Annotated in this window: 23 protein-coding genes, 1 tRNA gene and 1 pseudogene; 15 read left to right on the forward strand and 10 right to left on the reverse strand. The window is 64.8% G+C overall.

Features of this window, described 5'->3' with window-relative positions; translation table 11 throughout:
* The first annotated feature begins 80 nt into the window (after positions 1-80).
* From QFZ30_RS05995 to QFZ30_RS06005, 3 genes are read left to right on the forward strand one after another with little or no spacing between them, the layout of a single operon-like run.
* Positions 81-1,079, forward strand: a complete 999-nt coding sequence (locus tag QFZ30_RS05995; protein WP_307074395.1) for a metal ABC transporter solute-binding protein, Zn/Mn family — start codon at positions 81-83, stop codon at positions 1,077-1,079.
* A complete protein-coding gene (locus QFZ30_RS06000; protein WP_307074397.1) occupies positions 1,076-1,891 on the forward strand; it encodes a metal ABC transporter ATP-binding protein in 816 nt (271 codons plus the stop codon). Before QFZ30_RS05995 ends, QFZ30_RS06000 begins: the two co-directional genes overlap by 4 nt.
* The gene (locus QFZ30_RS06005; protein ID WP_307074399.1) at positions 1,891-2,766 is read left to right on the forward strand and encodes a metal ABC transporter permease; all 876 of its coding nucleotides are present in this window, start codon (positions 1,891-1,893) and stop codon (positions 2,764-2,766) included. Before QFZ30_RS06000 ends, QFZ30_RS06005 begins: the two co-directional genes overlap by 1 nt.
* A 33-nt stretch (positions 2,767-2,799) precedes the next feature.
* On the opposite strand, the gene QFZ30_RS06010 is transcribed toward QFZ30_RS06005, so the two are convergent.
* Positions 2,800-3,267, reverse strand: a complete 468-nt coding sequence (locus QFZ30_RS06010) for a Fur family transcriptional regulator (protein WP_307074402.1) — start codon at positions 3,265-3,267, stop codon at positions 2,800-2,802.
* Between the two features lie 110 nt (positions 3,268-3,377).
* Between QFZ30_RS06010 and QFZ30_RS06015 the strand changes: the two genes are divergently transcribed.
* Entirely contained in the window at positions 3,378-4,034 is a 657-nt protein-coding gene (locus QFZ30_RS06015) for an MBL fold metallo-hydrolase (RefSeq protein WP_307074404.1), read from the forward strand.
* A 5-nt stretch (positions 4,035-4,039) separates the two neighbouring features.
* Here the strand turns inward: QFZ30_RS06015 and QFZ30_RS06020 are convergent, their stop codons facing one another.
* The gene (locus QFZ30_RS06020) at positions 4,040-5,122 is read right to left on the reverse strand and encodes a PLP-dependent cysteine synthase family protein (RefSeq protein WP_307074406.1); all 1,083 of its coding nucleotides are present in this window, start codon (positions 5,120-5,122) and stop codon (positions 4,040-4,042) included.
* 80 nt (positions 5,123-5,202) lie between these two features.
* On the opposite strand from QFZ30_RS06020, the gene QFZ30_RS06025 reads away from it, so the two are divergent.
* The 3 genes from QFZ30_RS06025 to QFZ30_RS06035 are packed head-to-tail and all read left to right on the forward strand — an operon-like array spanning position 5,203 to position 7,715.
* Entirely contained in the window at positions 5,203-6,057 is an 855-nt protein-coding gene (locus QFZ30_RS06025; RefSeq protein ID WP_307080081.1) for a sulfurtransferase, read from the forward strand.
* 60 nt (positions 6,058-6,117) lie between these two features.
* Complete coding sequence (locus QFZ30_RS06030; protein ID WP_307074408.1) at positions 6,118-7,290, forward strand: NAD(P)-dependent alcohol dehydrogenase; 1,173 nt, start codon at positions 6,118-6,120, stop codon at positions 7,288-7,290.
* On the forward strand, positions 7,287-7,715 hold the full coding sequence (locus QFZ30_RS06035; protein WP_307074410.1) for an HIT family protein: 429 nt from the start codon (positions 7,287-7,289) through the stop codon (positions 7,713-7,715). The genes QFZ30_RS06030 and QFZ30_RS06035 overlap by 4 nt, the downstream gene beginning before the upstream one ends.
* Before the next feature lie 11 nt (positions 7,716-7,726).
* Here the strand turns inward: QFZ30_RS06035 and hrpA are convergent, their stop codons facing one another.
* Positions 7,727-11,704, reverse strand: coding sequence for an ATP-dependent RNA helicase HrpA (gene hrpA, locus QFZ30_RS06040; RefSeq protein WP_307074412.1), 3,978 nt, complete (start codon positions 11,702-11,704; stop codon positions 7,727-7,729).
* A gap of 80 nt (positions 11,705-11,784) precedes the next feature.
* The gene (locus QFZ30_RS06045; RefSeq protein ID WP_307074414.1) at positions 11,785-11,952 is read right to left on the reverse strand and encodes a hypothetical protein; all 168 of its coding nucleotides are present in this window, start codon (positions 11,950-11,952) and stop codon (positions 11,785-11,787) included.
* Between the two features lie 81 nt (positions 11,953-12,033).
* On the opposite strand from QFZ30_RS06045, the gene QFZ30_RS06050 reads away from it, so the two are divergent.
* Entirely contained in the window at positions 12,034-13,002 is a 969-nt protein-coding gene (locus QFZ30_RS06050) for a GlxA family transcriptional regulator (protein WP_307074415.1), read from the forward strand.
* Here the strand turns inward: QFZ30_RS06050 and QFZ30_RS06055 are convergent.
* Both QFZ30_RS06055 and QFZ30_RS06060 read right to left on the reverse strand, forming a co-directional pair.
* The gene (locus QFZ30_RS06055; protein WP_307074417.1) at positions 12,999-13,328 is read right to left on the reverse strand and encodes a protealysin inhibitor emfourin; all 330 of its coding nucleotides are present in this window, start codon (positions 13,326-13,328) and stop codon (positions 12,999-13,001) included. The two genes, QFZ30_RS06050 and QFZ30_RS06055, sit on opposite strands and share 4 nt — an antisense overlap.
* 61 nt (positions 13,329-13,389) lie before the next feature.
* Entirely contained in the window at positions 13,390-14,433 is a 1,044-nt protein-coding gene (locus QFZ30_RS06060) for a M4 family metallopeptidase (protein WP_307074419.1), read from the reverse strand.
* A 295-nt stretch (positions 14,434-14,728) separates the two neighbouring features.
* Between QFZ30_RS06060 and QFZ30_RS06065 the strand changes: the two genes are divergently transcribed.
* The 3 genes and pseudogenes from QFZ30_RS06065 to QFZ30_RS06075 form a co-directional block, all read left to right on the forward strand.
* Positions 14,729-14,998, forward strand: a complete 270-nt coding sequence (locus tag QFZ30_RS06065; protein WP_307074421.1) for a hypothetical protein — start codon at positions 14,729-14,731, stop codon at positions 14,996-14,998.
* Between the two features lie 113 nt (positions 14,999-15,111).
* On the forward strand, positions 15,112-16,419 hold the full coding sequence (locus QFZ30_RS06070; RefSeq protein ID WP_307079951.1) for an IS256 family transposase: 1,308 nt from the start codon (positions 15,112-15,114) through the stop codon (positions 16,417-16,419).
* A gap of 45 nt (positions 16,420-16,464) precedes the next feature.
* Positions 16,465-17,613, forward strand: a pseudogene (locus tag QFZ30_RS06075) (DUF222 domain-containing protein); the annotation flags it as partial.
* Positions 17,614-17,754: 141 nt separating this feature from the next.
* Here the strand turns inward: QFZ30_RS06075 and QFZ30_RS06080 are convergent.
* The 4 genes from QFZ30_RS06080 to QFZ30_RS06095 form a co-directional block, all read right to left on the reverse strand.
* A tRNA-Arg gene (locus QFZ30_RS06080) sits at positions 17,755-17,827 on the reverse strand.
* 94 nt (positions 17,828-17,921) lie between these two features.
* The gene (locus QFZ30_RS06085; RefSeq protein ID WP_307074423.1) at positions 17,922-19,490 is read right to left on the reverse strand and encodes a ferredoxin--NADP reductase; all 1,569 of its coding nucleotides are present in this window, start codon (positions 19,488-19,490) and stop codon (positions 17,922-17,924) included.
* Positions 19,487-20,359, reverse strand: coding sequence for an FAD:protein FMN transferase (locus tag QFZ30_RS06090; RefSeq protein ID WP_307074424.1), 873 nt, complete (start codon positions 20,357-20,359; stop codon positions 19,487-19,489). The genes QFZ30_RS06085 and QFZ30_RS06090 overlap by 4 nt, the downstream gene beginning before the upstream one ends.
* A gap of 3 nt (positions 20,360-20,362) precedes the next feature.
* A complete protein-coding gene (locus tag QFZ30_RS06095) occupies positions 20,363-20,827 on the reverse strand; it encodes an FMN-binding protein (RefSeq protein ID WP_307074426.1) in 465 nt (154 codons plus the stop codon).
* A 170-nt stretch (positions 20,828-20,997) separates the two neighbouring features.
* On the opposite strand from QFZ30_RS06095, the gene argS reads away from it, so the two are divergent.
* The 4 genes from argS to thrC are packed head-to-tail and all read left to right on the forward strand — an operon-like array spanning position 20,998 to position 26,567.
* Positions 20,998-22,647, forward strand: coding sequence for an arginine--tRNA ligase (gene argS, locus QFZ30_RS06100; protein WP_307074428.1), 1,650 nt, complete (start codon positions 20,998-21,000; stop codon positions 22,645-22,647).
* Positions 22,648-22,652: 5 nt separating this feature from the next.
* A complete protein-coding gene (lysA, locus tag QFZ30_RS06105; RefSeq protein ID WP_307074430.1) occupies positions 22,653-24,146 on the forward strand; it encodes a diaminopimelate decarboxylase in 1,494 nt (497 codons plus the stop codon).
* Positions 24,147-25,463: a homoserine dehydrogenase gene (locus tag QFZ30_RS06110; RefSeq protein WP_307074432.1), complete on the forward strand. Its 1,317-nt coding sequence runs from the start codon at positions 24,147-24,149 to the stop codon at positions 25,461-25,463.
* Entirely contained in the window at positions 25,464-26,567 is a 1,104-nt protein-coding gene (gene thrC / locus QFZ30_RS06115; protein WP_307074435.1) for a threonine synthase, read from the forward strand. It begins immediately after the preceding gene.

The raw sequence follows: 26,567 nt of genomic DNA on the forward strand, positions 1-26,567 counted from the left end.
CTAAATAGGAATCATTCCTATTTAGAGGTAGACTGCTGGGAACGTAGAAGTCCATTCCCCTGAACTGATTTGAGGTTTCCGTGCGCCGTCCTGCCGCCGTCCGTACATCCTTGGCCGCCCTCGCGGGCCTGAGCCTGCTGCTGACCGCCTGCGGTCCGGCAGGAAACGCTTCGTCCCCGTCGTCACCTTCTTCTGAGGGAAAGCTCGACGTCGTGGCTTCCACCAACGTTTATGGCGACATCGCCCGCGCCGTCGGCGGGGACAGCGTCAACGTCACGGCCATCATCAACAAGACCAGCCAGGACCCGCACTCCTACGAGGCCACGTCCCAGGACCGGCTGGTCATCTCCAAGGCCGACGTGGTGATCGAGAACGGGGGCGGCTATGACGGGTTCATCCACACGATGGCCGATGACAGCGGCATCCCCCACAACAACATTCTCAGCGCCGTGGAAGTGTCCGGCCTGGCGCCGGAGGAAGAACCTGCAGGTTCCACGGCGGCGGCCACCGAACCGGCTGATGAGCACGGTCACGCACACGAGCACGGCGCCTTCAACGAGCACGTGTGGTACAGCTTTGATGCAATGGGCCGGCTGGCAGACGATCTGGCCGCCAAACTCGGTGAGCTCGAGCCTGGATCCGCACAGACATTCACGTCGAATGCCAAAACCTTCAAGTCCGGGCTGGAGGGCCTGACCGGCAAGCTTGCTGCCCTCAAGGCAAGCGCGGGCGGATCTCCGGTGGCCGTCACGGAACCCGTGCCGCTCTACCTGCTTGAGGCGGCCGGGCTGGAGAACAAGACCCCCGCGGATTACAGCGCCGCGATTGAGGAAGGCACCGATGTCCCGCCTGCGGTGCTGAAGGCCGCAACGGATCTGGCCGGATCCAAGGACCTCAGGTTCCTTGCCTACAACGAGCAAACCGAGGGCCCCCAGACGGAAGCGCTTAAAAAAGCAGCGGAAACTGCGGGCGTTCCCGTGGTCGATTTCAGCGAAACACTACCCGAAGGCAAGACGTACCTGCAGTGGATGACGGACAATGTGGACAACATCAGCAAAGCTTTGGAGAAAAATAGTTGAGACCGGTGGTGAGCCTCCGCGGGGCGTCCCTGCAGTTCGGCAGGCGGGCGCTCTGGGAGGATCTCGACCTGGACATCAGGCCAGGCGAATTCTTCGCCGTTCTTGGCCCCAATGGGAGTGGAAAGACCAGTTTCCTTAAGGTGCTGCTTGGCCTGCAGGACCTGCACTCAGGCCGGGCCACCCTGGGCGACCAGCCAGTGGAACGGGGGAGCCGGCTGATCGGCTACATTCCCCAGCAGAAGTCATTTGCTCCGGATACACCGATGCGCGCCCGGGACCTGGTGGGACTGGGCGTGGATGGCCACCGCTGGGGCATGCGCCTCGGCATTTCCAAGGCAAACAGGAGGATCGATGAGCTCCTGGAACTCGTGGGAGCCAGTGACTACGCCAAGGTACCGGTGGGTCAGCTCTCCGGTGGCGAACAGCAGCGGCTCCGTGTTGCACAGGCCCTCGCCACCGATCCAAAGGTTCTCCTCTGCGACGAACCCCTGTTGTCCCTGGATCTGCACCACCAGCAAGCCGTCAGCGCCCTCATCAATAAACAGTGCCATGAGCAGAACAGCGCCGTGGTCTTTGTCACGCACGAGATCAACCCCGTCATCGACTACGTGGACCGGGTGCTGTATCTGGCCGGAGGCCGGTTCAGGGTGGGAACGCCACAAGAGGTCATGACCACAGAAGTCCTCTCAGATCTCTACGGCAGCCACGTTGAGGTCATCCATGCGAACGGACGCATCATCGTCGTCGGGCTTCCTGACGCGACCACGCATCATCATGCGGATGCCCACGTGACAGCTGGAGAGGTGGCCTGATGGATGCCGACAGCATCATCGGATCGATCTTCAGCTTCGAAAACTACGGCGAACTGCTGGTCCTGGTGCAGAACTCCATCTGGGCCGGCGCGGTTTTGGGCCTGCTGGGTGGTCTCGTGGGGACTTTCGTCATGAAGCGCGACCTGGCGTTTGCCGTCCACGGCATCTCGGAGCTCTCGTTTGCCGGAGCGGCCTTTGCCCTGCTGGTCGGGGCTGACATTGTCTTCGGCTCGCTCGTTGGTTCGGTGGCGGCCGCGTTGCTGCTGGGCCTGATGGGCGTCAGGGCGCGCGACAAGAATTCAATCATCGGCGTGATCATGCCGTTCGGGCTGGGGCTGGGCATCCTGTTCCTGTCCCTGTATGAGGGCAGGGCCGCCAACAAGTTCGGCCTCCTGACCGGGCAGATCGTCTCGGTTGACACGGTCCAGCTCCAGGCACTCGCCGGGACAGCCGTGGTAGTGATGGCGGCGCTGGTGGTCATCTGGCGGCCATTGAACTTTGCCAGCGTTGATCCGGAACTGGCCGAAGCCCGCGGTGTCCCCGTCAGAACGCTCGCCCTCGTGTTTATGGTGCTGCTGGGGGTCAGCGTGGCGCTGTCCATCCAGGTGGTGGGAGCACTCCTGGTGCTGGCACTGCTGATCACCCCGGCGGCCGCTGCCCTGCGCGTCACGTCCTCGCCGGTGGCGGTGGTGGTGCTGAGTGTCGCTTTTGCCATGACAGCCACAGTGGGCGGGATCCTCCTCGCCCTGGGCGGACGCATTCCGATCAGCCCCTACGTCACCACCCTGTCATTCCTGATCTATGTGGTCTGCCGGATCATCGGGACTGTCCGCGCCAACAAGGGGCTCAACGGGCGCGTCCTGCACGCGCACTGAGGTTTGGCAGCAGTGGTGCCACCGCAAGTGCGGTCAGAGGTTCCCCGCTGCTTTGCGGGCGGTGCAGTCCGGGCACAGGCCGAAGATCTCCACCGTGTGCGCCACATCGGTGTAGCCGTGTTCCACGGCGGTCCGTGCTGCCCACGTTTCCACCGCGGGAGCCTCAACCTCCACGGCCTTCCCGCAGTTCCGGCACAGGAGATGGTGATGGTGGCCGGTCACCGCGCAGCGGCGGTACACAGCTTCGCCTTCGCCGTTGCGGAGTACATCCACCAGTCCGTCGTCCGCGAGGGACTGCAGGATCCGGTACGCCGTCGCGAGGGATACCGAAACGCCCTGGTTCTGAAGGATGCGGTAGAGCTCCTGGGTGCTGACGAAGTCATCCAGTTCGTCCAGGGCAGCACTGACGGCCAGGCGCTGCTTGGTGACGCGCTGTTCCTTGCCTCCGCCCGCTGCGGGGGTGGACGGCGTGGTTTCGTCAGCCTTGGTGCCGTACGGCATAAATGGACTCGCTTCCCTGAGGGATGGTGGCAACTATCAAGATTACCAGCCCCGGCTTCGGGGACTTCAGCGTCGTGGACACGGTCCCGGCCGGACCCTAGGCTGGCGCTATGAAGCTGACAAAGTACACGCACGCCTGCGTCCGGCTCGAGAAGGAAGGCCGGATCCTGGTGCTGGACCCTGGAACGTTCTCTGAGACGAAGGAAGCGCTGAACGGCGCGCAGGCCGTGCTCATCACTCACGAGCACGGTGACCACATAGACGTTCCCGCCATGGTGAATGCCTTGCGCGAGATGGACGGCCTGGCGGTGTTCGCGCCCGCCGGGGTGGCCGGACACCTGCGCGGGGAGGCACCGGAGGCGGCAGCCAGGATCCACAGCGTTGAGCCGGGCACCTCCTTTGAGGCAGCCGGGTTCAGTGTCCGCAGCTTCGGCGGACAGCACGCCCTTATCCACCCGCAGGTCCCCGTGGTCGCGAACATTGGCTACCTGGTGGACGAGAACGTCTACCACCCGGGAGACTCGTTTATTATCCCGGACGGTATCAGCGTCCGGACCTTGCTGGTTCCTATCCACGCCCCGTGGAACAAGGCCAGCGAGGTGGTGGACTTTGTGATCGGCGTCCGGGCTCCGCGGGCTTTCCAGATCCATGACGGGCTGTTGAACGAGATGGGACTGAAGATGGTTGAATCCCACGTGACCCGCCTCGGTGGCAAGTACGGCGTCGGGTTCACGCACCTGTCCACTGGCGACACAGTGGAGGTATAGCGGGGCTACGCGCTCCAGAGGCCCGATTCGAAGAAGCGGTTGATGACTGCCTCATGCGGCTCCGGGTCCAGCCCTTGCCTGGCCAGCCACTCGGGGTTGTAGTAGCTCCCCGTGTAGCGGTCGCCGCCGTCGCACATCAGCGACACAATGCTGCCGCGCCGCCCTTCCGCGATCATTTCGGCCGCCAGCTGCCACACGCCCCACAGGTTGGTGCCCGTCGACGGCCCGGCGTGCAGGTCCGCAACCGTGTGCAGGTGCCGCATGGCGGCAACGGATGCGGCGTCGGGAACCTGGACCATCCGGTCGATGACGGAGGGGATAAAGCTGGGCTCCATCCTGGGCCGCCCGATGCCTTCGATCCGTGACGGCAGCCCTGTACTGAAGCCGGGAACGCCGTCACGCCAACCGGGATAGAACGCGGAATTTTCAGGGTCAACGACCGCCAGCTCCGTGTCGTGGCTGTGGTAGCGGAGGTAGCGGCCGATGGTCGCGCTGGTTCCGCCGGTTCCTGCACCGACCACTATCCAGCGGGGGACGGGATGCTCCTCCAGGGCCAGTTGTTGGAAGATCGACTCGGCGATGTTGTTGTTTCCCCGCCAGTCCGTGGCACGTTCCGCGTAGGTGAACTGGTCCATGTAGTGGCCGTTGCTGGTTGCCGCCACTTCCTCTGCTGCGGCGTAAACCTCCGAAGCGTGGTCCACCAGCAGGCACGAGCCGCCGAACTGTTCGATCAGGGAGATTTTCTCCGGGCTGGTGGTGCGCGTCATCACCGCCACGAACGGCAGCCCCAGGAGCTGTGCAAAGTACGCCTCGGAGACCGCCGTGCTTCCGCTGGAGGCTTCCACGATGGTGGTGCCTTCCCGGATCCAGCCGTTCACCAGCCCGAACAGGAAGAGCGAGCGCGCCAGCCGGTGCTTGAGGCTGCCGGAGCGGTGGGTCGATTCGTCCTTGAGATACAGCTGGACACCCCAGTGCTCGGGCAGCGGCACCGAGTAGAGGTGGGTGTCCGCGGAGCGGTTGTTTTCCGCGGCGATTTTGCGGATGGCCTGGTCTGCCCAGGCCCGGTCCGTGCTGCGTCCGTTCTTCACCGCACCAGCCTACCCGCGGCGGTCACGGGGCCGGGGTTAGAGTGGTCAGATCCGTTGCCCGACCCCACCCAAGGAGAATGATGGGCCCCCTTATGGATGTCGACACCCTGGCAGCCCGCCGTGCCGCCGGCGAGCGGACTGTGATGCTGGACGTGCGCTGGGCGCTGGGTGATCCGCACGGCCGGGAGCACTACCTGAAGGGGCACCTCCCCGGTGCAGTCTTCGTGGACCTCGCCACAGAGCTCGCAGCGCCCGCGGTGGCTGCCCGCGGGAGGCACCCCCTCCCGTCCAGGCGGGAGTTTGAGGACACAGCCAGGGCATGGGGGATCAGCAACGGTGATGTTGTGGTTGCCTATGACAACAGCGGCAACCTGGCGGCGGCACGGCTCTGGTGGATGCTCCGCAACGCCGGATTCCAGGAGGTTTACCTGCTCGACGGCGGCCTGGCCGCCTGGCTGGGTGCCGGACAGCCGCTGGAGGAGGAACCCGTGGAAGCGGTCCCCGGCAATGTGTCCCTTCAGGACGGGAAGATGCCGGCGATCGACGCGGCCGCGGCGGGAAGCTGGGCGGACACCGGCATCCTCCTGGACGCCCGCGCCGGCGAAAGATACCGGGGCGAGTTTGAACCTGTTGATCCGCGCGCCGGCCACATTCCCGGCGCCCTCAGCGCGCCGACGTTGGAGAACGTGGATGGGTCCGGGGGCTTCCTCCCGGCGGGCGACCTCCGTCGCCGCTTCGAAGGGCTTGGAATCACCGACGACGCACCGGTGGCGGTGTATTGCGGCTCCGGCGTGACAGCAGCCCACGAGGTTGCCGCACTCGAAATCGCGGGGATCCGTGCAGCGCTCTATCCCGGTTCCTTCTCTGAATGGTCCAACAACCCCTCGTTGCCTGTGGTGACCGGGGACCGGCCCGACGGCGATGGCCGCTCCTGAGAGCGCCCACAGCACCCCTTCGAGTGGATATTCCGCAGCCGGCGGGGGTAGCGTCGCTGTATGACCCCTGGACGACCCGTACCGCCGCCCCTTGCCCGCCCCATCTTGCCGGCTGACGCTGATGACCTCCACGGTTCCCCGGGTACCGCTGGTGCCGGCCGGCTAGCGGCAGCCTATGGCGCGGTGTCCGGTGACAGCGGACTGGTTCCCCTGACGCTGGCCCGGCGCGCCCCCAAAGACGACGACGTGGAGATTGCCATCGCATTCTGCGGGCTGTGCCACTCGGATGTCCACGCCACGCGCGGTGAATGGGGCTCCCAGAACTATCCCCTCGTCCCGGGCCACGAAATCGTCGGAACAGTCAGCCGGGTCGGCTCCGCCGTGGAGGACTTCTCCCCGGGTGACCTTGTGGGTGTGGGCTGCATGGTGGATTCGTGCCGGGAATGCGACAGCTGCCTGGACGGCCTGGAACAATACTGCGAAAACGGCATGACAGGTACCTACGGTGCCAAGGATGCACGCAACGGCAACTCCATCACGCAGGGCGGCTATTCGTCGTCGGTGGTGGTTGACCGCCGCTATGTGGTCCGGGTGCCACGTAACCTGGACCCGGCCGCCGTCGCCCCGCTGCTCTGTGCGGGCGTCACCACCTTTTCCCCGCTGCGGCACTTCGACGTGGAGGAAGGCGACGTGGTGGGCGTTGTGGGGCTCGGGGGCCTCGGACACATGGCCGTGAAGCTGGCCAAGGCCATGGGCGCCGTAGTCAAGGTTTTCACCACTTCAGAATCAAAAGTTCCCGCAGCACTGGAACTGGGCGCGGACGAGGTGATCCTGTCCGGCGACAAGGACGCCATGGCTGCCGCAAACCGCAGCATCGACGTCATTATTGATACGGTGTCCGCACCGCATGACCTGAATCCCTTCTTCCGCACCCTCCGCCGGGATGGCGCGCTGTTCCAGTTGGGTCTGCCGTCGGAAGCGATGCCGCCGGTGAACCCCGGGGCCCTGGTCCGGCGGCGGATCGCCTATGCCGGCTCGCTGATCGGCGGCATCGCCGAGACGCAGGACATGCTTGATTTCTGCTCCGAGCACGGCGTTGTTGCGGACATCGAGCTGGTGCGCGCAGACCAGCTGAATATGGCCTACGACCGCATGGTGGCAGGCGACGTGAAATACCGGTTTGTGCTGGACACCAGCACCTTGCAGGCCCCGGCCGAGGAGGCAGACGCATGAGCACCCTGTTCACCAAGATCCTGAACGGCGAAATCCCCGGACGCTTTGTCTGGCGGGAGGACGACGTTGCTGCCTTCCTGACCATGGGCCCCCTGGCCGACGGGCACACCCTGGTTGTCCCCACTGAAGAGGTGGACCGCTGGACGGATGCGTCTCCGGAAACGCTGGCGAAAGTGATGGAAGTGGCCCGGCGGATCGGCGCCGTGCAGGTGGAGATCTTTAACGCCGAGCGTGCCGGACTGATCGTCGCCGGCTACGAAATCAACCACTTCCACGTACACGTCTGGCCGTCCAACAGCATGGCCGACTTCGATTTCGCCTCGGCGGAGCAGAATCCGGACCCGGACGTGCTGGACGCGAACGCGGAAAAGCTGCGTGCGGGGCTTCGGGCCGCTGGCTACTCCGAATTCGTTCCGGACGCCTGACCGGTCACTACCTAAACCGGCGCCAGCGCCTTGTTCAGCACAGCCCGGATCCGCTTCTCGGAGACCGAGTACGGTGTGCCGAGTTCGACGGCGAAGAGGCTCACCCGGAGCTCTTCGATCATCCAGCGCACCTGGCCCAGCTCGGAGCCGGCCCGCCGTCCCGGGAGCAGGGCCGAGACGGCGTCGTCGAAGTCGTCCTCCAGCCGTTGGACCGCGGCCATGTGAAGGGCATCGCGCTGGACGTTGCCCGGCAGCTTGTCCAGTCGTTTCTCGATGGCGGCCAGGTAGCGCGGCAGCTGGCTCAGCTGGGCGTATCCTGTCCGTGCCACAAACCCGGGGAACACCAGCTGCTCGAGCTGGCTCTTCACGTCATTGAGGGCACTGATCAACGCCAGGCTGGTGGTCCCCTTGAGCTGCTTCTCGATGCGCCGGGTGCTCGCGAGGATGCGCTCCACCACGGCCGTCACGCTGAACACGGTATCGATGAGTTCGGCGCGGACCTGCTCGTACAGCTCATCGAAGGATCGGCGGTCCCACGGCAGTTCTGCGGGAGTCAGCTTGTCTATCGCTGCGAGGGCGCAGTCAGCGATGAGGGCAGATACGGAGCCGTGCGGGTTCTGGCTGAAGGTCAGTTTCTCGGTGTTGTTCAGATGCTCCAGCACGTACCGGTCCGGCGCAGGAACCCTGAGGGCGAGGAGCCGGATCACGCCGCCGCGCATGGATTCCAGCTGTTCCGATGGCGTCTGGAAAACGCGGAGCGCCACGGAGGTTCCTTGGTCCACCAAGGCAGGGTAGCCGGTAATGGTGTGCCCCTTAACAGTGTTGCTCACCTGCCGCTGGACGGTGCCGAAGGTCCAGGCAGTCAGGCCGCTTTGCTCCGTGAAGCCGGTTCCAGAGGTGGGACCGTCCATAGGGCCTGTCGGCGCACCGGCCGCGGGCGGGCCGGCACTCTTGCCCAGCGACCGCGGAGCCGTGGTGCCGGGAGTCGCGCCCAGCGACTCGGCGATGGCGCGCCGGGTAGCCGGTGCCAGCCGCTCCCGCAGCTCGGCCAGGTCCTTGCCCTCATCCAGGACTTTTCCCTTGCTGTCCACCACCTTGAAACTGACGCGCAGATGGGGCGGTACGGCGTCCCAGTTCCAGGAGCCCGGCGGGATGATATGCCCGCGGATCCGCCGCAGGGCAAGTTCCAGGGAGGCTTCGAGCTCGTCCACCGAGGGATCAAAATCCGCTTCGAGGGCGGCCACCGCCTGCCGGGCCACATCCGGTGCGGGCACGAAGTTCTTGCGGATCTGCTTGGGCAGCGACTTGATGAGTGCGGCCACCAGCTCAACCCGCTGCCCGGGAATCAGCCAACGGAACGGGGCATCATCGAGCTGGTTGAGGAAAAGCACCGGCACCTCTGCCGTGACGCCGTCGGACGGATTGGGCGGCGAGCCGGGCGCCACCGGATGGAACTCGTAGCTCAGCGGCAGCTCAAATCCCTTGTGGAGCCAGGTTTTCGGGTAGGCCGAATCGTCCAGTTCATCGGCGTCCCCACCGAGCAGCAGCGATTTGTCGTAGTCCAGGAGGTCCGGATTTTTCTGCCGGGCTTCCTTCCACCATTTGTCGAAATGCCGCTCCGATACGACGTCGGAACCGATCCGCGCGTCGTAGAACTCGAAAAGCGTCTCGTCATCCACCAGGAGGCCGCGGCGGCGCATCCTGGCCTCCAGTTCTTCCACCTCAAGCAACAGGGCGCGGTTGCGGTGGAAGAACTTGTGATGCGTCTTCCAGTCGCCTTCCACCAGGGCATGCCGGATGAAGAGCTCGCGGGCCAGCAGGGGATCCACACGGCTGTAGTTGACCCTGCGTTGGGGGATGATCGGCACGCCGTACAGCGTGACTTTCTCATACGCCATCACGGCGCCCATTTTGGTGGACCAGTGGGGTTCGCTGTAGCTGCGCTTGACCAGGTCCGGAGCCACCTGTTCGGCCCACGCGGGATCGAACTTTGCCGCCACACGTGCCCACAGGCGGCTGGTCTCCACCAGCTCGGCGGCCATCACAAAGGTGGGGGACTTCTTGAACAGGGCAGAGCCCGGGAAAATGGCGAACCGGCTGCCCCGTGCCCCGGCGTACTCGCGTTTGCGCTCGTCCAGGATACCGATGTGGCTGAGCAGCCCGGAGAGCAGGCTGATGTGGATTGCATCATTGTTCCCCACGGGATCGGCGTCGCGCCTATTGTCCAGGCTGATGCCCAGCGGCCTGGCCAGCTGCCGGAGCTGGGCAAAAAGATCCTGCCATTCGCGCACCCGCAGGTAATTGATGAATTCCGTGCGGCAAAGCCGGCGGAACTGGGTGGAGGACAGTTCCTGCTGCTTCTCCTGCAGGTAGTTCCACAGGTTCAGGAAGCCGGTGAAGTCGGAGTTTTCGTCGCGGAAGCGCGCATGCTTTTCGGCTGCGAGCTGCTGCTTGTCTGTCGGCCGCTCGCGCGGGTCCTGGATGGTCAGTGCTGCGGCAAGGATCATGACTTCGCGGACGCAGCCGCGTTTTCCGGCCTCAACAATCATGCGGCCCAGCCGCGGATCCACCGGGAGCTGGGCAAGTTTCTGCCCGACGGCGGTGAGTCCGCCGCTGCTTCTTCCGGCAGGGCCGCCGTCGCCCTTGCCGTTGCCGGCCACGTCCTGGCCGCGCGCGGCACTCAACGCTCCGAGTTCGCGGAGGAGGGTGACGCCGTCGTTGATTGCCCGTGAATCCGGCGGCTCCACAAAGGGAAAGTTCTCGATGTCCTTGGGCCCGCGGGCCACGCCCATGGCGGTCATCTGCAGAATGACCGCTGCAAGGTTGGTGCGGAGGATCTCTGGGTCAGTGAACAGCGGCCTGGAGTCGAAGTCCTCTTCTGAATACAGGCGGATCGCGATTCCGTCCGACACCCGGCCGCACCGCCCGGAACGCTGGTTGGCGGAGGCCTGTGACACCCGTTCGATGGGCAGGCGCTGGACCTTGGTGCGGTGCGAATAACGCGAGATCCGCGCGGTGCCGGTGTCGATGACGTATTTGATGCCCGGGACGGTCAGGGAGGTTTCGGCGACGTTGGTGGCCAGCACGATCCGGCGCTTGTTGCCCGGGTGGAAGACCTTGTGCTGTTCTTGCAGGCTCAGGCGGGCAAAGAGGGGAAGTACCTCGGTTCCGGCGAGCCGCCGGTTGCCCTGGATCCTCGCGTTGAGGGCTTCGGCCGCGTCCCGGATTTCACGCTCGCCCGAGAAGAAAACCAGTATGTCGCCAGGGGCTTCCAGCGCGAGTTCATCGACGGCATCGCAGACGGCGTCGAGGGGGTCGCGGTCTTCCTCGAGTTCGTCGTCGGAGGCGTTCTCATCACCTGCGGCCGCTCCGCCGGCAGGTTGGGACAGCGGCCGGTACCGGACCTCCACGGGGAACGTCCGGCCGGAAACCTCAACGATGGGGGAGGGATCCTCCTCGCCGCCGAAGTGCTTGGCGAAGCGTTCGGGATCGATCGTGGCTGAGGTGATGATGATCTTCAAATCCGGCCGCTGCGGCAGGATCCGCTTGAGGTAGCCGAGGATGAAGTCAATGTTGAGGCTGCGCTCGTGGGCCTCATCGATGATGATGGCGTTGTACTTGCGCAACAACTTGTCGCGCTGGATTTCCGCCAGAAGGATGCCGTCGGTCATGAGCTTGACCTTGGTGGCGCGGCTGACCTCACCGGTGAAACGCACCTGAAAGCCGACCTCCTGGCCGATTTCCACGCCCATTTCCTCAGCGATGCGTTCGGCCACGGTGCGGGCAGCCAGCCGCCGTGGCTGGGTGTGTCCGATCAGTCCGTTCTCGCCCAGCCCAAGTTCAAGGCACATCTTTGGGATCTGGGTGGTCTTCCCGGAGCCGGTCTCCCCGGCGATGATGGTCACCTGATTGGCGGCGATGGCCGCCATCAGGTCCTCGCGGCGCTCGGAGACCGGCAGCTCAGCAGGATAGGAGATATGAAATGTCATGGCTGCAGACAGTCTACTGGGAAGTTGGAAACGCTCCCTGTACTGCCGCTGCCGGTGCTGGCGCCTAGTCGGCTTGCAGGTCAGAAGATCCGCATGGTGTAGCTGCTGCTGGGTAGGTCCAAGGCCGACCAGGCCTGGTCCGAATGGACGGGAGGGGTGTGTCCGCGGCCATCGCGCAGGAGTGCTGCGACGGTGGCTGCGACGATGACGAGGAACAGGATGGCGATGATTATTCCGAAGATTTCCATAGCTCCATCGTTCTCCGACGGCGACTTCAGAAACAGTGGCAGAAATGCCCAAAAAGCTATAATTTCTGCCACAATGGAAGCATGCTGAAAAAAGTAGCAGTGATCGTTGTTCCGCACTTCTCGATCTTCGAATTTGGCACGGCGTACGAGGTGTTCGGGATCGACAGATCGGCCCGCGGCAGCAGCGTCCCGGCCTTCGACTTCCGGGTCTGCACGCCCGAGCCCGGAAACGTCAGGATGAAATCGGGCCTCTCCATGCACGTCAGCCTTGGCCTGGAAGCCGCTGCGGATGCCGATCTGGTGATTATGGCGCCCTACGGGCGGGACGAGGACGTTCCCGAATCTGTGCTCGAGGCGCTGCGCGCCGCGGATGCCAGGGGCGCGTGGGTGATGTCCATCTGCTCCGCAGCGTTCGCCTTGGCTCGTGCCGGGCTGCTGAACGGCCGGCGGTGCACCACGCACTGGCATTATTCGGCTGAGCTGGCCAGCCGCTACCCGGAAGTGCAGGTGGATGAGAACGTCCTTTATGTCCAGGACGGCAACGTGATCTCAAGTGCCGGCACGGCTGCGGGGATTGACGCGTGCCTTCACCTGGTGCGGGTGGAGCTCGGCGCCAATGTGGCCGCCGCCATTGCGCGCGACATGGTGGTGCCGCCGCACCGTGACGGTGGCCAGGCCCAGTTCATCGAACGGCCAATGCCCACCTGCGGCTCGGCGCCGATGGAGGAACTGTTGCGGTGGATGGTCCAGAACCTGGAGCGCGAGCACACCGTGGGCGAACTCGCGGCTCGCGTGCATATGTCGGCGAGGACCTTCGCCCGCCGGTTCCGGTCGGAGACGGGGGCGACACCCGCCGCATGGCTCAACTCGCAGCGTGTCCTGCGGGCACAGGAGCTGTTGGAATCCACCGACCTCAACATCGATGAAGTAGCCCGCGAATCCGGCTTCGGGCAATCGGTGCTCCTGCGACACCACTTCGCCAAGGTGCTGGACACCAGCCCCCAGTCCTACCGCCGCGCCTTCCGGGGCCAGTTGGTCGAAGCGGTCTAGCCCGTTTCCTGTCCCCGCTCCGGCTTGGCGCGGGCATCCTCGGACGCTGCGCGGGTGCTGTCCACCAGGACGCGCCACGGCCCCGTGACGGCCTGCTCAGGCAGTGCCGCACGCCGCTGCCCGGCCCGGATGGAATAGATAAAACGGTCCGGCTGATTCCCCGAAGCTGCTGCCGACGCTGCCCTGACGGTCTTGGGTACGGCGTCCCAGGGGCACGCTTCGACGATCGGCTGCCATTGGCTCTTGGCACTCTGCGTCTGGGCGTGCACTGTCCACACCCGGGTCAGTGCGGCGATGCCGCCGCTACGCTCCACGCTGATCTTCATGGCCTGGTTCCTGGGCTTTCCTGCAGCCCGGCCGCTGGCTGGCCAGCGGCCGGACATTCAACTAAAGCTTGACCTTCACAGTTTCCCACGCCTGCCGCACGGCGTCATGCTCTGCGGAGCCGGAACCGAAGAGATCAACGGCAGAGGCCGCTGTTGCCCTGGCAAAGACGCTGAAGGTTGCCCCGGCCGGCAGGGATCCTGCAGTCAGGGCGTCGTACCAGATCCGGCCGGGAGCCTCCCATGCGTTAGAGCCGACGGCTTCGGCCACTAGGTAGAAGGCCCGGTTGGGAATGCCGGAATTGATGTGCACCCCGCCGTTGTCCGCGCTGGTCCGCACATAGGAGTCCATGGAATCGGGTTGCGGATCCTTGCCCAGTACGTCGTCGTCATAGGCAGTGCCTGGGGCCTTCATGGAGCGCAGGGCGGAACCCTCCACCTGGGACGTAAAGAGTCCTTCGCCGATCAGCCAGCTGGCTTCTTTGACGGATTGCTTGTTCAGGTACTGTTCCACGAGCACCCCGAAGACATCCGACATCGATTCATTGATGGCCCCCGCCTGGTTGCGGTATGCCAGTCCCGCCGAGTACTGGGTGACACCATGGGCAAGTTCGTGGCCGATGACGCTCAGCGAACGTGTGAAGCGCTCAAAAACCTCCCCGTCGCCGTCGCCGAACACCATCTGCCGACCGTCCCAGAAGGCGTTGTCATAGAGCTTGCCGAAGTGCACGGTGGCATCGAGCGGGAGCCCTTCGCCATCGATGGAATTCCGGCCGAAAACGTCGGCATACAGGCGGTGGGTATGGCCCAGTCCGTCGTAGGCTTCGTCCGCGGAGGGATCGCCCGAAGCCTTTTCCCCTTCTTTCCGAACAAGTTTGCCGGGGAGGGTTTCGCTGCCGCCGGCGTCGTAAATAGTCCTGTTGGGCGGGCCTGGCTGGACCTGCCGCGGTCCGGAGGCAGCGGCCGGGGCCGGCTGGGCCCTGGCGGCCTGGACAGACCTGACATGGATCAGCGCTTCCTTGGCGGCCCGTGCCGCGGCGGAAAACTGTGGCGCGTCCTGGCGGGCCAACCGCCTCAGCAGGTAGGGCGGAATGATCGAACAGTGCATGGCGTACCCCCTGACGTTGGTTGAAACAGCCTACGAGGGGGCGCTGACAATCCGAGGAAGGCGCACGCGGGCGGCGCGAAGGGACGCTGGGGGCGTTGGGCCGGACTGGTTGTCGGCTTCGCCATAGGGCGGATGTCGATGCGTTGGCCCGAAGGGGCGCGTTCTTGGCCGGGCTCGTCCAGGTCGCCTGGGTGGAAGCCAGGATCGCTTTACTGAACGCGCGGTTGGTCGGAGGATATCCACATAGGCCATCTGCTGCGCTGTTATTGTCGGAGGCTGCTGGGATGCTGTGGGTATGGAGAACACGGCAGCAGTAGAGGTGCTGGAGGCCGTCGAGGCTTCCGTTGCTGCTGTGGCTGTGATTGTGCGCCGGAAGGGGCCCGGGGGCGGGTCTGGTATTGATCTGCTGCGGCAACAGGCTGATGACTGGCTGGAGATCCTGGCGGAGGGTGCCCGGCTGCAGGCAAAGTCGGCAGCCCTGATAGTCCGCGCTGCTGCCGGGTTCGCCGACACCACACGGGCTATGGCGTCCCCGGAGGCGTTGCCGCAGAGGGTGTCAGATTGATTGTGTAGGAGGGATGTAGTCGCTGGGGTGATTGGAGAATCATTGTGGCTATGACTGAACCCCGTGAAGTTCTTCCGGAGGAGTTGGCACGCAGGGCTGCTGCTGCGGGCAGCATGGATGCTTTGAAGGCCTCCGGCGTGTTTGATGAGCTGATGGCACAGATCGATTCCGGCCGGCTGGAGCTCGATGGCAAGGACGGTTTCATACAGCAGCTAATCAAGGCCTCGCTCGAACGAGGGCTGCAGGCCGAGCTGTCCGGGCACTTGGGCTATGACAAGGGCGATCCGGTCGGGCGGTTCCTGCCCAATTCGCGCAACGGGTCCTATCCGAAGACGTTGGGAACCTCTGCCGGGGACGTGGATCTGGCTGTTCCGCGGGACCGTGACGGGTCGTTTATCCCGCATCTGGTTCCCAAGGGAGCGCGCCGGACTGCCGGCCTGGATGACATGATCATCAGTCTTTACGCCGGCGGGATGACGGTCCGGGATATCGCCCATCATCTGGAGTCCACGCTTGGAACCGAGCTCTCCCAGGAGACCATCTCGAAGATCACCGACGAGGTCCTCGACGAGGTGCTGGAGTGGCAGAAGCGCCCGCTGGATCCGCTGTATCCGATCCTCTATCTGGACGCGATCGTCATCAAGGTCCGTGACGGGCACCAGGTCCAGAACCGTGCCGCGCACATCGCCGTGGGCGTGGACATGGAGGGCATCAAGCACGTCCTGGGCATCTGGGTCGAGGCCAGCGAAGGCGCGAAATTCTGGGCAGGCGTCTGTGCTGAACTGGCCAACCGCGGTGTCAGGGACGTGCTCATTGTCTGCTGCGACGGGCTGACCGGCTTCCCCGAAGCGGTCGCCGCGACCTGGCCGGCCGCGACGATCCAGACGTGCGTGGTGCACCTGATCCGCGCCTCGATGCGGTTCATCGGCTATCAGGACCGGAAAAAAGTCGCTGCGGCCCTGAGACCGGTCTACACCGCCCCGACGGCCGACGCCGCGCAGGAGGCGCTCGATGGCTTCGAGGCCTCCGATCTGGGACGGAAGTACCCCGCAACGGTTCGGACCTGGCGCAACGGCTGGGAGAAGTTCACCCCGTTCCTGGCGTTCCCGCCGCCGGTCAGACGCATCATCTACACGACCAATGCGATCGAGTCCCTGAATTACCAGCTGCGCAAGATCATCAAGAACCGCGGGCATTTCCCTAACGACCAGGCCGCAGTGAAGCTGCTCTGGCTGGCCATCTGCAACATCGAAGACAAACGCGCCAAGGAACGGTCAAAACTGGACTCCAAGACTCGCAGCAACCGTTCCAAGACCGTGGACAAACTCGTTGAGGGCACCTTCACGCAGGGATGGAGTGAAGCCCTTGGCATCCTCGTCCTGAACTATCCCGACCGAATCGGACCCTACCTGAACCGATGAGGCAGCACCTCACTTACACAAATAACTTGACAGGCTCTTGCCGCAGAGCGGACCGCGCAGGAGATGGCCATCGTCGCCGAGGTCGCGTGCGTTATGACCGTCAGTGAACGCACCGCCGGGGCACTCCTGTCCGAAGCCTGTGAACTGACAGCCTCGCTGCCCTTGACTCTCGCCGCGTTGCAGGCAGGGTCGATTTCGTGGCAGCACGCCCGGGCAATGGTCGATGAAACGACCACCCTCGACCCCGCCGGCGCCCAGGCGCTGGAGGCCCATTTCCTGGACCCGGATGCGGGGAACCCGGCACGGAGCTGCCCGGCCGGGGAGCTCGTCCCGTCCCGGTTCCGGCACAAGGCCAGGACCTGGCGGGAACGCCACCACCCGGACAGCATCGAAAAACGGCACGCCAGGAGCGCCAAGGACCGGAGGCTCGAGTACGCCCCGGACCGGGACGGCATGGCCTGGCTCTCCGCCTACTTGCCCGCCGACGCCGCCGCCGGGATCTGGAACCGGGCCACAGCCGCCGCACGGGCGTTGCAGGGACCCACCGAGCCGAGGACCCTCACCCAGCTCCGCGCCGACACCGCCGCGACCTGGCTGCTCGGCGCCGGCGGCGAATCCGCTTCCGGCCTAAGCACGGCTCACCCAACGGCGGAGAACAGCACCATTGGCGGGGTCGGCACTGGCGGGGTGCCGTCACCGGCCGCGCAGGTCCTCATAACGGTTCCGGTGTTCTCGCTGCTGGGTCTCACCGACGAACCGGCAGTGCTGGACGGCTACGGACCCATCCCGGCAACCATGGCAGCCCGGCTCGTCGCCGACGGCGCCGATTCGTTCCACCGGGTCCTGACCGACCCCCGCACCGGAGCACCGTTGGAGATCGGGCGAACCAGCTACCGCATACCCAAAGCCATGCGCCAGTGGCTGCGCCTGCGTGACGGCAAGTGCCCGTTCCCCGGCTGCAACAACCACTCCCTCGACAACGAAGCAGACCACCTCCTCGCCTGGAACGACGGTGGCACCACCGGCATCAACAACCTCGGCCAACCCTGCCCCAAACACCACAGACTCAAACACACCACCCGCTGGGGACCCACCCCAGCCAGCAAAAACGAACCACCCGGCTGGATATCACCATCGGGCCGCCACTACCACAGCGAACAACAGAGCTGGGAACCGACACCCTGGCCTGATGACATCCACAATCTAGACGCTGGGGAGACTGCAAGTGTTCGTTCGCACGGGTGACGCCGGATCCCCGGGTTGCGACTGTTCGTTCGCGATGGGGTGGGGATGCAGAAAACCCCGCCGCTTTCCCAAGCGGCGGGGTTTTGTCTGTGCCCTCGATAGGATTCGAACCTACGACCTTCTGCTCCGGAGGCAGACGCTCTATCCCCTGAGCTACGAGGGCAATCCAGGGATCCTACCGTTGCCGGCGGGACGTCCTAGAGCTTAGCAGGAAGGTGGCCTGCAATGGAAAATCGCCGCGTCAGTGCCCCGCGAAGTCAGTAGCCCGCAAACGAGTCCACATGCACCCGCCGTGCGCCTGCCTTCCTTGCTGCGCGCCGCAACGAGGCAACGCTGGCCGGCGAACCGGAAACATACACCTCGCGTTCGCCGATGTCCGGGACCAAGGCCTTGAGGGACGCACCGTCCAGCCGGACACTGGACGCAGGGGAGCCATCTGGTGACGCGGTTCCGGCGTTGGTGATGAACGACGGCGGCTCCGAACCGTCCGCGAGCCGGGCCAGGATCCGCGCCCCGGAAGTCCTCAGTTCCTCTGCGTAGCCAATCTCTTCGGCATTCCTGGCCAGGAGCAGGAGCACCGTGTCACGTTCCTGTGTTGCACCTGAGGCAAGGTGCGCCAGATACGGTGTGATTCCAATGCCGGCTGCAATCAGCAAGACCGGAGTGCTGGGATCACGGGGAAGGACAAAATCGCCGCCCACGGACGTGGCTGTCACCTGGTCGCCCGGTTCTAAAGCCAGCAGGACCTTCTTGGCCGCGGACAGCGGCTCAGCAGTCCGTACTCCGAACTTGACAGTGCCGGAATCCGGGGCGCTGGTCAGACTGAACACCCGGCGCCGGCCCTTGCCATCGGACTTGGCGTGCGGAAGATCCAGTTCCATGTACTGCCCTGGCACAAAGCGCACACGCCGGGAAGGCTCGAAAGCGAACTCGGTGGTGGTGGGGGTCAACGCACGGGTACCTGTGAATCGCAGCCTCAATCCGCCACGCTGGCCCACCAGGAACGCCAGCAGATTGCCCACCAGCAGGGCCAGTTCGGGCGAGTTGGCCACAAACCCGAAGTTATACGGGACGGCGAACAGCACCCCGACCACTGCTGCGAATACCAGCTGCTGCCACCGGCGCGGCGGCAGCGTGAGCGGTTCGGTCAGCATAAACCCAACAAAAAACAGTAGGGGGCGCTGCGCCAGCGGCTGCCACAGGCCCATACCCGGCGTCATGCCGGCCTGCAGCAGTTCGACGAAGACAATCGCCGTGGCCACCACCGTGAAAGCGGCTGCCATCAGAAATTTCCGAGTGCGGTAGAGAACCACGAGGACACCGGGGACCAGCAGCCAGAGCATGGCAGGAGTGGCTGCCCACCACGTAGCGATATTAAGCCCCGTCAGGCCGGTCACAAAGGCGCCCGCGGCGGCAGGGTTGAAGATGTGGCGCCCGCGCCAAGCAAGAGCGTATTTGGACGCCGAGGCCAGCACGCACGCCAACGCCACACCCCACATCTCCAGATCAACAAACGTCGGCCAGAACAGGAAATACAGGAGCAGGCCGGTAATCAGCGACGATTCGGAGTGCGGGCGGACGCGAAACACGGCCGCCAAGGCCCGGTTGGAGGCATACGTCAGGCCCAGGCACAGCAGCAGATGGACCAGCATCTGCGGAATACCGAACGTCAGCCAGCCGAGAGCATTGAGCAGGATGCTGTAGGCAGCCAGCGTGGCCAGCACCAGGAGGATGAGACGGTACATCGTGAACCGGCCGAGCACGGTGTCCAGCCGCGCGGCGGGGGTCAGGGAAGCACGGGTTTTCGGTGCATCAACGGGGTTCATGTGAACAGTGTCCCTTCAAATCCTGCGGAATAGGCAGCACTTCCGTCGGAAAAGACCGTCAGCCAGGAAAAGTCGAAGGTCTGTTCCAGGTCCATGCCCGGGACAAAAAACAGTGCGGTGGCCAGGGCATCGGCCAGCAGCGTGCTGTCTGCCATGGCCCATGTGGCCACCGCTGTCCTGACCGGGCGCCCCGTGGTGCCGTCCAGCACATGGTGCAGGCCGTCACCCCAGGCCCGCCGGTTTGATGCTGACGCGCACAAGGCGCCGGCAGTCAGCGGCACCGTGCCGATGGCCTTGGCGGGGTCGTAAGGATGCTCCAGGGCCACGATGACCGGTTCCGGACCGTTGTTCAGCAGATCTCCGCTGGCATCGATGAGGAATGTGTCCACGCCACAGGACCTGAGCTCCGCGGCCAAGAGGTCCACCAGCAGGCCCTTGCCGGCCGCGCCGATGTCCAGGACCAGCGGAGCGGACGTAGTCAGCACACTGCCATCCCATGACAGGACGTCCTCCCAGCGCGGTGCCGGCAGTGCCTCGCCGGCCGGCCGCAGGGAATACGCTGCGTCGTAGCCCAGCCGTTCAAGGCTGCCCCCGATCAACGGGGTCATGGCACCCTTAGTGATCCCGTAGAGCGAACGGTAGAGGTCGCCGAGGGCTACGGCCTCGACGGGCAGCTCATAGCGCCCGGGCTTCCGGGACATGGCACTGACCGTGGAGTCGTTCCGGAAGCGTGACCAGTCGCCGTCGTACCGCTCCACGACGGCCAGTAGCCGCACACGCAAGGAAGCATCCAGCGGCCCGGGCGTGGAGACGACCCAATGCGTGCCGATGCCGTCAAAACTGAAATCCTCCCACTGCGTGTGCGGCACTGCCTACTTGGCCTCCGACTTGATCTTTTCCACTGCCTGGTTGAATCCGCCGCTGGTGAGGGATGACCCTGCAACCTTGGACACCTTAAGTTCGTCGATGCTCTTACCGACAACCTGGGCAGCGATGCCGCCGGAGAATTCACCCTGGAATTTGCGCGTGTTCGGATTGGACGGGTGCTCGGTGATCTTGACAGCGCTGACCGTGCCCGAGGCGAGCGTCAGTTCGACACCCACAGTTTCCGTCCCGTTGGGCGAAACATAGGTGCCATCGGCGCTGTAGGTGCCGTCCTTGTAGCCGGAACCACTGCTGGCCAGGGAGGACGCAGTGCCGGTCGGCGTGACGGAGCTGCTGCCAGTTGATGCTGTTGGTGTGCTCTGCGTGGCAGACGGCGCGCAGCCGGCCACGGTGCCTATCAGGGACATGCCGGCGATCCCGGCGAAAACACTCTTGCGGACTGACGGTCTCATATAGGGGCTCGTTTCGTTGGCGGGGGTGCATACGCTGTTCTCAACGTTGGAATCAGACTAATGGTTCATTCTGTGCCGAGGCCCAGCAATTCCTGTGATGGGAAGCGGCCGGAATATCCACGGATCGAGCCCAAATTCCTCCATGTGGCGGGCGCCGGTAGGCTAGAGGCGTGACTCCCGAAGAACTCTCCCTCGCCATATCCGCCTGCCTGAAAGAGGCCGTTGCCGCAGGCGAAATCGCCCTCTCAGCATCAGCCCTGCCTGATGAGGTGCGCGTGGAGCGGCCAAAGAACAGGGACCACGGCGACTGGGCCACCAACATTGCCCTCCAGCTCGCCAAACAGGCCGGCACCAACCCCCGTGAATTCGCCACGATCCTGAGCGCACGGCTGAAGTCCATCGACGGCGTTTCTGCCGTGGACATTGCCGGTCCCGGCTTCCTCAACATCTCCGTGGACGCCGCGGCGGCCGGTGCACTGGCAAAAGCCATCGTGGAAGCGGGACCGGAGTATGGCACCACCTCCGTGCTTGCAGGCCATGTGGTCAATATGGAGTTTGTCTCAGCCAACCCCACCGGCCCGCTGCATATCGGCCATACCCGCTGGGCTGCCCTGGGAGATGCGATCGCCCGCGTACTGCGCGCTTCCGGCGCGAAGGTCACCGCCGAGTACTACATCAACGACGCCGGTTCGCAGATGAATGTCTTTGCCAACTCTGTGTACTCCAGGCTCCACGGCCGGGCGGTACCTGACGGCGGTTACCCGGGCCAGTACATTGCGGACCTGGGCCACGAGGTCCTCACCGAGCACCCGGACATCCGTGAACTCACCGAGGTGGCCGCCATTCCCGTCATCCGCGCCGCCGCCTACAAGGCTCAGATGAAGGACATCAAGTCCACCCTCGCCGACTTCGGCGTTGAGTTTGACGTGTACTTCTCCGAACAGGAACTGCACGACGCCGGCGCGATCGAAAATGCCGTTTCCCGCCTTCGCGAGCAGGGCCACGTGTTCGACGACGGCGGTGCTGTCTGGCTGCGCACCACGGACTTCGGGGACGACAAGGACCGGGTGATGATCCGTGCCAACGGCGAGCCTACGTACTTCGCTGCTGACGCCGCCTACTACCTGTCCAAGAAGGACCGCGGCTTCACCGAGAAGATCTATCTCCTGGGCGCCGATCACCACGGCTACATCAACCGTCTCAAGGCCATCGCGGCCTGCGCTGGTGATGATCCCGACGTGAACATCGAGGTCCTGATCGGCCAGTTGGTCTCCGTGAACGGAGCAAAGCTGTCCAAGCGTGCAGGCAACATCATCGAGCTCAAGGACCTGATCGACTGGCTGGGCAAGGACGCCGTCCGGTACTCCCTGGCCCGGTTCCCGGCAGATTCCCCGCTGACCCTCGATCCAGACCTGCTCAAGAAGCACAGCAACGAGAACCCCGTTTTCTACGTCCAGTACGCCCATGCAAGGTCCCGCGGCACAGCCCGGAACGCAGTGGCTGCCGGTGTGGACCGCAGCGCCTTTGATGCCTCCTTGCTCGACCACGCCACGGAAAACGAACTGCTCTCCTATCTGGGAAGCTATCCGTCGATTGTGGCCAAAGCCGCGGAACTGCGCGAACCGCACCGCGTGGCCCGCCACCTTGAGGTGATCGCTGGCGCCTACCACCGCTGGTACGACGCCTGCCGCGTTGCCCCGCAGGGCGATGAGCCGGTCACCGACGTCAACCGCACGCGGCTGTGGCTCAACGACGCCACCAGCCAGGTGCTGGCCAACGGCCTGGACCTCCTTGGCGTTTCCGCGCCGGAACGGATGTGAACCCGATGTCAGTACAGGACGCGGATACCGCTTCCCCTCTTGCCCCCGGGTGGCTCGCCGTTCCCGACGACCTGAACGCGCTCCACGAGCCCATGTGGGCCCAAGGCGTTCAACGGGACATCGACGGCGTCCTCGCCGTTAACGGGTTGACCGTCAGCGCGTTGAAGGAACAGTTCGGCACCCCGCTGTTTGTGATGGACGAGGCCGACTTCCGGGCACGGGCGCGTTCCTTCAAGGACGCTTTTGATGCAGCTTTCGCTGATATCTGCGGGGGAGTGGACGTCTACTACGCCGGTAAATCCTTCCTGTGCACCGCGGTGGTGAAGTGGGTAAAGGAAGAAGGCCTGCGCCTGGACACCGCGTCCGGCGGCGAACTCGCCGTGGCCGCGCGCGCGGGCATCGATGGTTCACGGGTGGCGCTGCACGGCAACAACAAGTCGGACGCAGAAATTAACCGTGCCCTGGACATGGAGCTTGGCCGCATCGTGGTGGACAGCTTGGACGAACTGGAGCGCGTTGCCAAGATCGCCTCCGGCCGCGGCGAAAAAGCCAAGGTCATGCTGCGGCTGACCCCCGGCGTCCACGCCCACACCCACGAGTTCATCGCCACCGCCCATGAGGACCAGAAATTCGGCCTCTCCATGGCGGGGGACTCCACCGACCAGGCCGGTCTCTCCGCAGCCGAGGAGGCCGTGGCGGCGGCCACAAGCCATTCCAGCATCGAACTGCTGGGAGTGCACTGCCACATCGGTTCCCAGATCTTCGAGCCGGACGGTTTTGCCCTTGCCGCTGAGAAGCTCCTTCGCTTCCTTGCTGCCATGCAGGAAAAGTACTCCATTGTGATGCCCGAACTGGACCTGGGCGGCGGCTACGGCATCGCCTACACCCCGGTGGACACCCCCCGCCCCGCAGCAGAGATCGCGCAGGCGATGGCCGCCGTCGTGCGTTCCACGTGTGCCGAGCTGGGCATCACGGCTCCCCGGATTTCCATTGAGCCGGGACGTGCCATTGTGGGCAGCACCACTTTCACCCTGTACGAAGTGGGCACCCTGAAGACTGTCCGGGTTGACGCGCCGGCCGCGGAAACCGGAGACACGGCCGGAACACCGGATCAGGGTGGAAAAAACGTTACGCATCCTCGCCGCTATGTGTCGGTGGACGGCGGCATGAGCGATAACGCCCGCCCGGTGCTCTACGACGCGGATTATTCGGCCATTCTCGCCTCCCGGACCTCGGCGGCGGCTCCGCAGCTGTCCCGCGTGGTGGGCAAACATTGCGAGAGCGGCGACATAGTTGTTAGAGATGTATATCTGCCCGAGGACGTGGCAGCCGGTGATCTGCTTGCTGTACCGGGTACCGGCGCCTACTGCTGGGCCCTGTCGAGCAACTACAACTATCTGGCCCGGCCGGGCATTGTCGCGGTGCGCGACGGATCTGCCCGGCTGATTGTCCGCGGGGAAACCGAAGAAGATTTGCTCAACCGCGACATGGGAGTCTGAATGACGGAAATGCGAACCCTGAAAGTAGCCCTGCTGGGCTGTGGCAACGTTGGGGCCCAGGTTGCGCGGATTCTCATTGAGGACGCCGACGCCCTGGCCGCAAGGACCGGCGCACGGCTGCAGCTGAGCGGCATTGCCGTCCGCAATGTCAACGCCCGCCGCGATGTGGACCTGCCCCAGGAACTGTTCACCACCGACGCCGACACCCTGGTCAAGGACGCCGACCTGGTGATCGAGCTGATGGGCGGGATCGAGCCCGCCCGCTCCCTGATTGTCACCGCGCTCCGCAACGGCGCCTGCGTTGTCACCGGCAACAAGGCGCTGCTGGCACAGGACGGTCCCACGCTCTATGAAGAGGCCGACAAAGCCGGCGTGCAGCTGTCCTACGAGGCAGCTGTTGCGGGCGCCATCCCCATCCTGCGGCCCATCCGCGACAGCCTCGCCGGCGACCGCATCACCAAGGTCCTGGGCATCGTGAACGGGACCACCAACTTCATCCTGGACCAGATGGACACCACGGGGGCGCAGTTCGCCGACGCCCTCGCCGAGGCCCAGCGGCTCGGTTACGCGGAAGCGGACCCCACCGCCGACGTCGAAGGCCATGACGCCGCCGCCAAGGCCACCATCCTCGCCTCGCTGTCCTTCCACACCCGCTTTGCGCTGGAGAACGTGTATTGCGAAGGCATCTCGTCCGTGAGCGCAGCGGACATCGCCGCGGCCAAGGACGCCGGATTTGTCATCAAGCTGCTGGCCATCGCCGAGAAGCTCACCGACGCCGACGGCAACGACGGCGTGTCAGTGCGTGTGCACCCCACCCTGCTTCCCCGCGAACACCCGCTGGCCGCGGTGCACGGGGCCTTCAACGCGGTCTTCATCGAGGCGGAAAACGCCGGAGAGCTCATGTTCTACGGCCAGGGCGCCGGAGGAACCCCGACGGCGTCTGCCGTCCTTGGCGACCTCGTCTCGGCAGCCCGCCGCATTGTGCTGGGTGGTCCCGGACGCACCGAGACCACCACCGGGCACGTTCCGGCGCTGGGCATCGAGGCCGCCACCACCAGCTACTACATCGGACTCGATGTTGCGGACCAGCCCGGCGTCCTGGCCCGGATCGCGCAGCTCTTTGCCGAGCACGGCGTGTCCATTGAAATCATGCGCCAGACCATTCACACGGATACGGCGTCCAACGTGGAATCGGCCGAACTTCGGATCGTCACCCACCGTGCGTCAGAGGCCGCGCTCGCGGCCACCGTCGAGGCCGTCAAGGGCCTGGACGTCATCAATTCAGTTACATCCGTTCTGCGGGTAGAAGGAGTCTAAGTGGCTCACCAATGGCGCGGCGTCATCCGCGAATACGCTGACCGTCTGCCCGTGACGGAATCCACCAGGGTCATCACCTTGGGCGAGGGCGGTACGCCGCTGGTCCACGCGCAGAAGCTTTCCGAACTGACAGGTTCCGCCGTGTACCTGAAGGTCGAGGGAATGAACCCCACGGGCTCGTTCAAGGACCGCGGGATGACCATGGCCATGACGGCCGCCGTTGCCTCAGGTGCCAAGGCCGTAGTGTGTGCCTCCACCGGCAATACGTCAGCCTCCGCCGCAGCCTACGCGACGGCGGCCGGGCTAAAGTGCGCGGTCCTGGTCCCCGAAGGCAAGATCTCCATGGGCAAGCTCAGCCAGGCGATCGCGCACGGGGCCACCCTGCTCCAGGTGGACGGCAACTTCGACAACTGCCTGGACATCGCACGGAAGCTGGGGGAGTCCTACCCGGTTTTCCTGGTCAACTCTGTCAACCCGGCACGCATCCAGGGCCAGAAGACCGGCGCCTTCGAGATAGTGGATTCACTGGGCGACGCCCCGGACATCCATGTGCTCCCGGTGGGCAATGCCGGCAACATCACCGCGTACTGGAAGGGCTACAAGGAGTACTCGGCGCCGTTCGAATCGGAGACTGCCGGCACGTTGCCCGCCGTTTCCACTAAGACCCCCGTGATGTGGGGCTTCCAGGCCGCCGGCGCGGCCCCCTTCGTGGCGGGCCACCCCATCACCGAGCCGGACACCATCGCCACCGCCATCCGGATCGGCAACCCCGCGTCCTGGGACGGTGCCATCGCTGCCCGCGACGAATCCGGCGGCCTGATCGACGCCGTGACGGATGAGGAAATCCTGGACGCGCACCGCTGGCTGTCTGCCCGCGAAGGTGTCTTCGTGGAGCCAGGGTCCGCCGCCGGCGTGGCCGGTCTGCTCAAGAAGCACGCCGCGGGAGAGGTTCCCGCAGGCAAAACGATCGTCATCACCGTCACCGGCCACGGCCTCAAGGATCCACAGTGGGCCCTGCGCACCGAAGACGGCAGCGAGGTGCAGCCGGTCAAGGTCTCCAACGACGTTGTGACGGTTGCGGCCGAATTGGGACTGGAAGAATAA

Origin of the sequence: Arthrobacter pascens (assembly GCF_030815585.1) — a bacterium.
Lineage (GTDB): Bacteria > Actinomycetota > Actinomycetes > Actinomycetales > Micrococcaceae > Arthrobacter > Arthrobacter pascens_A.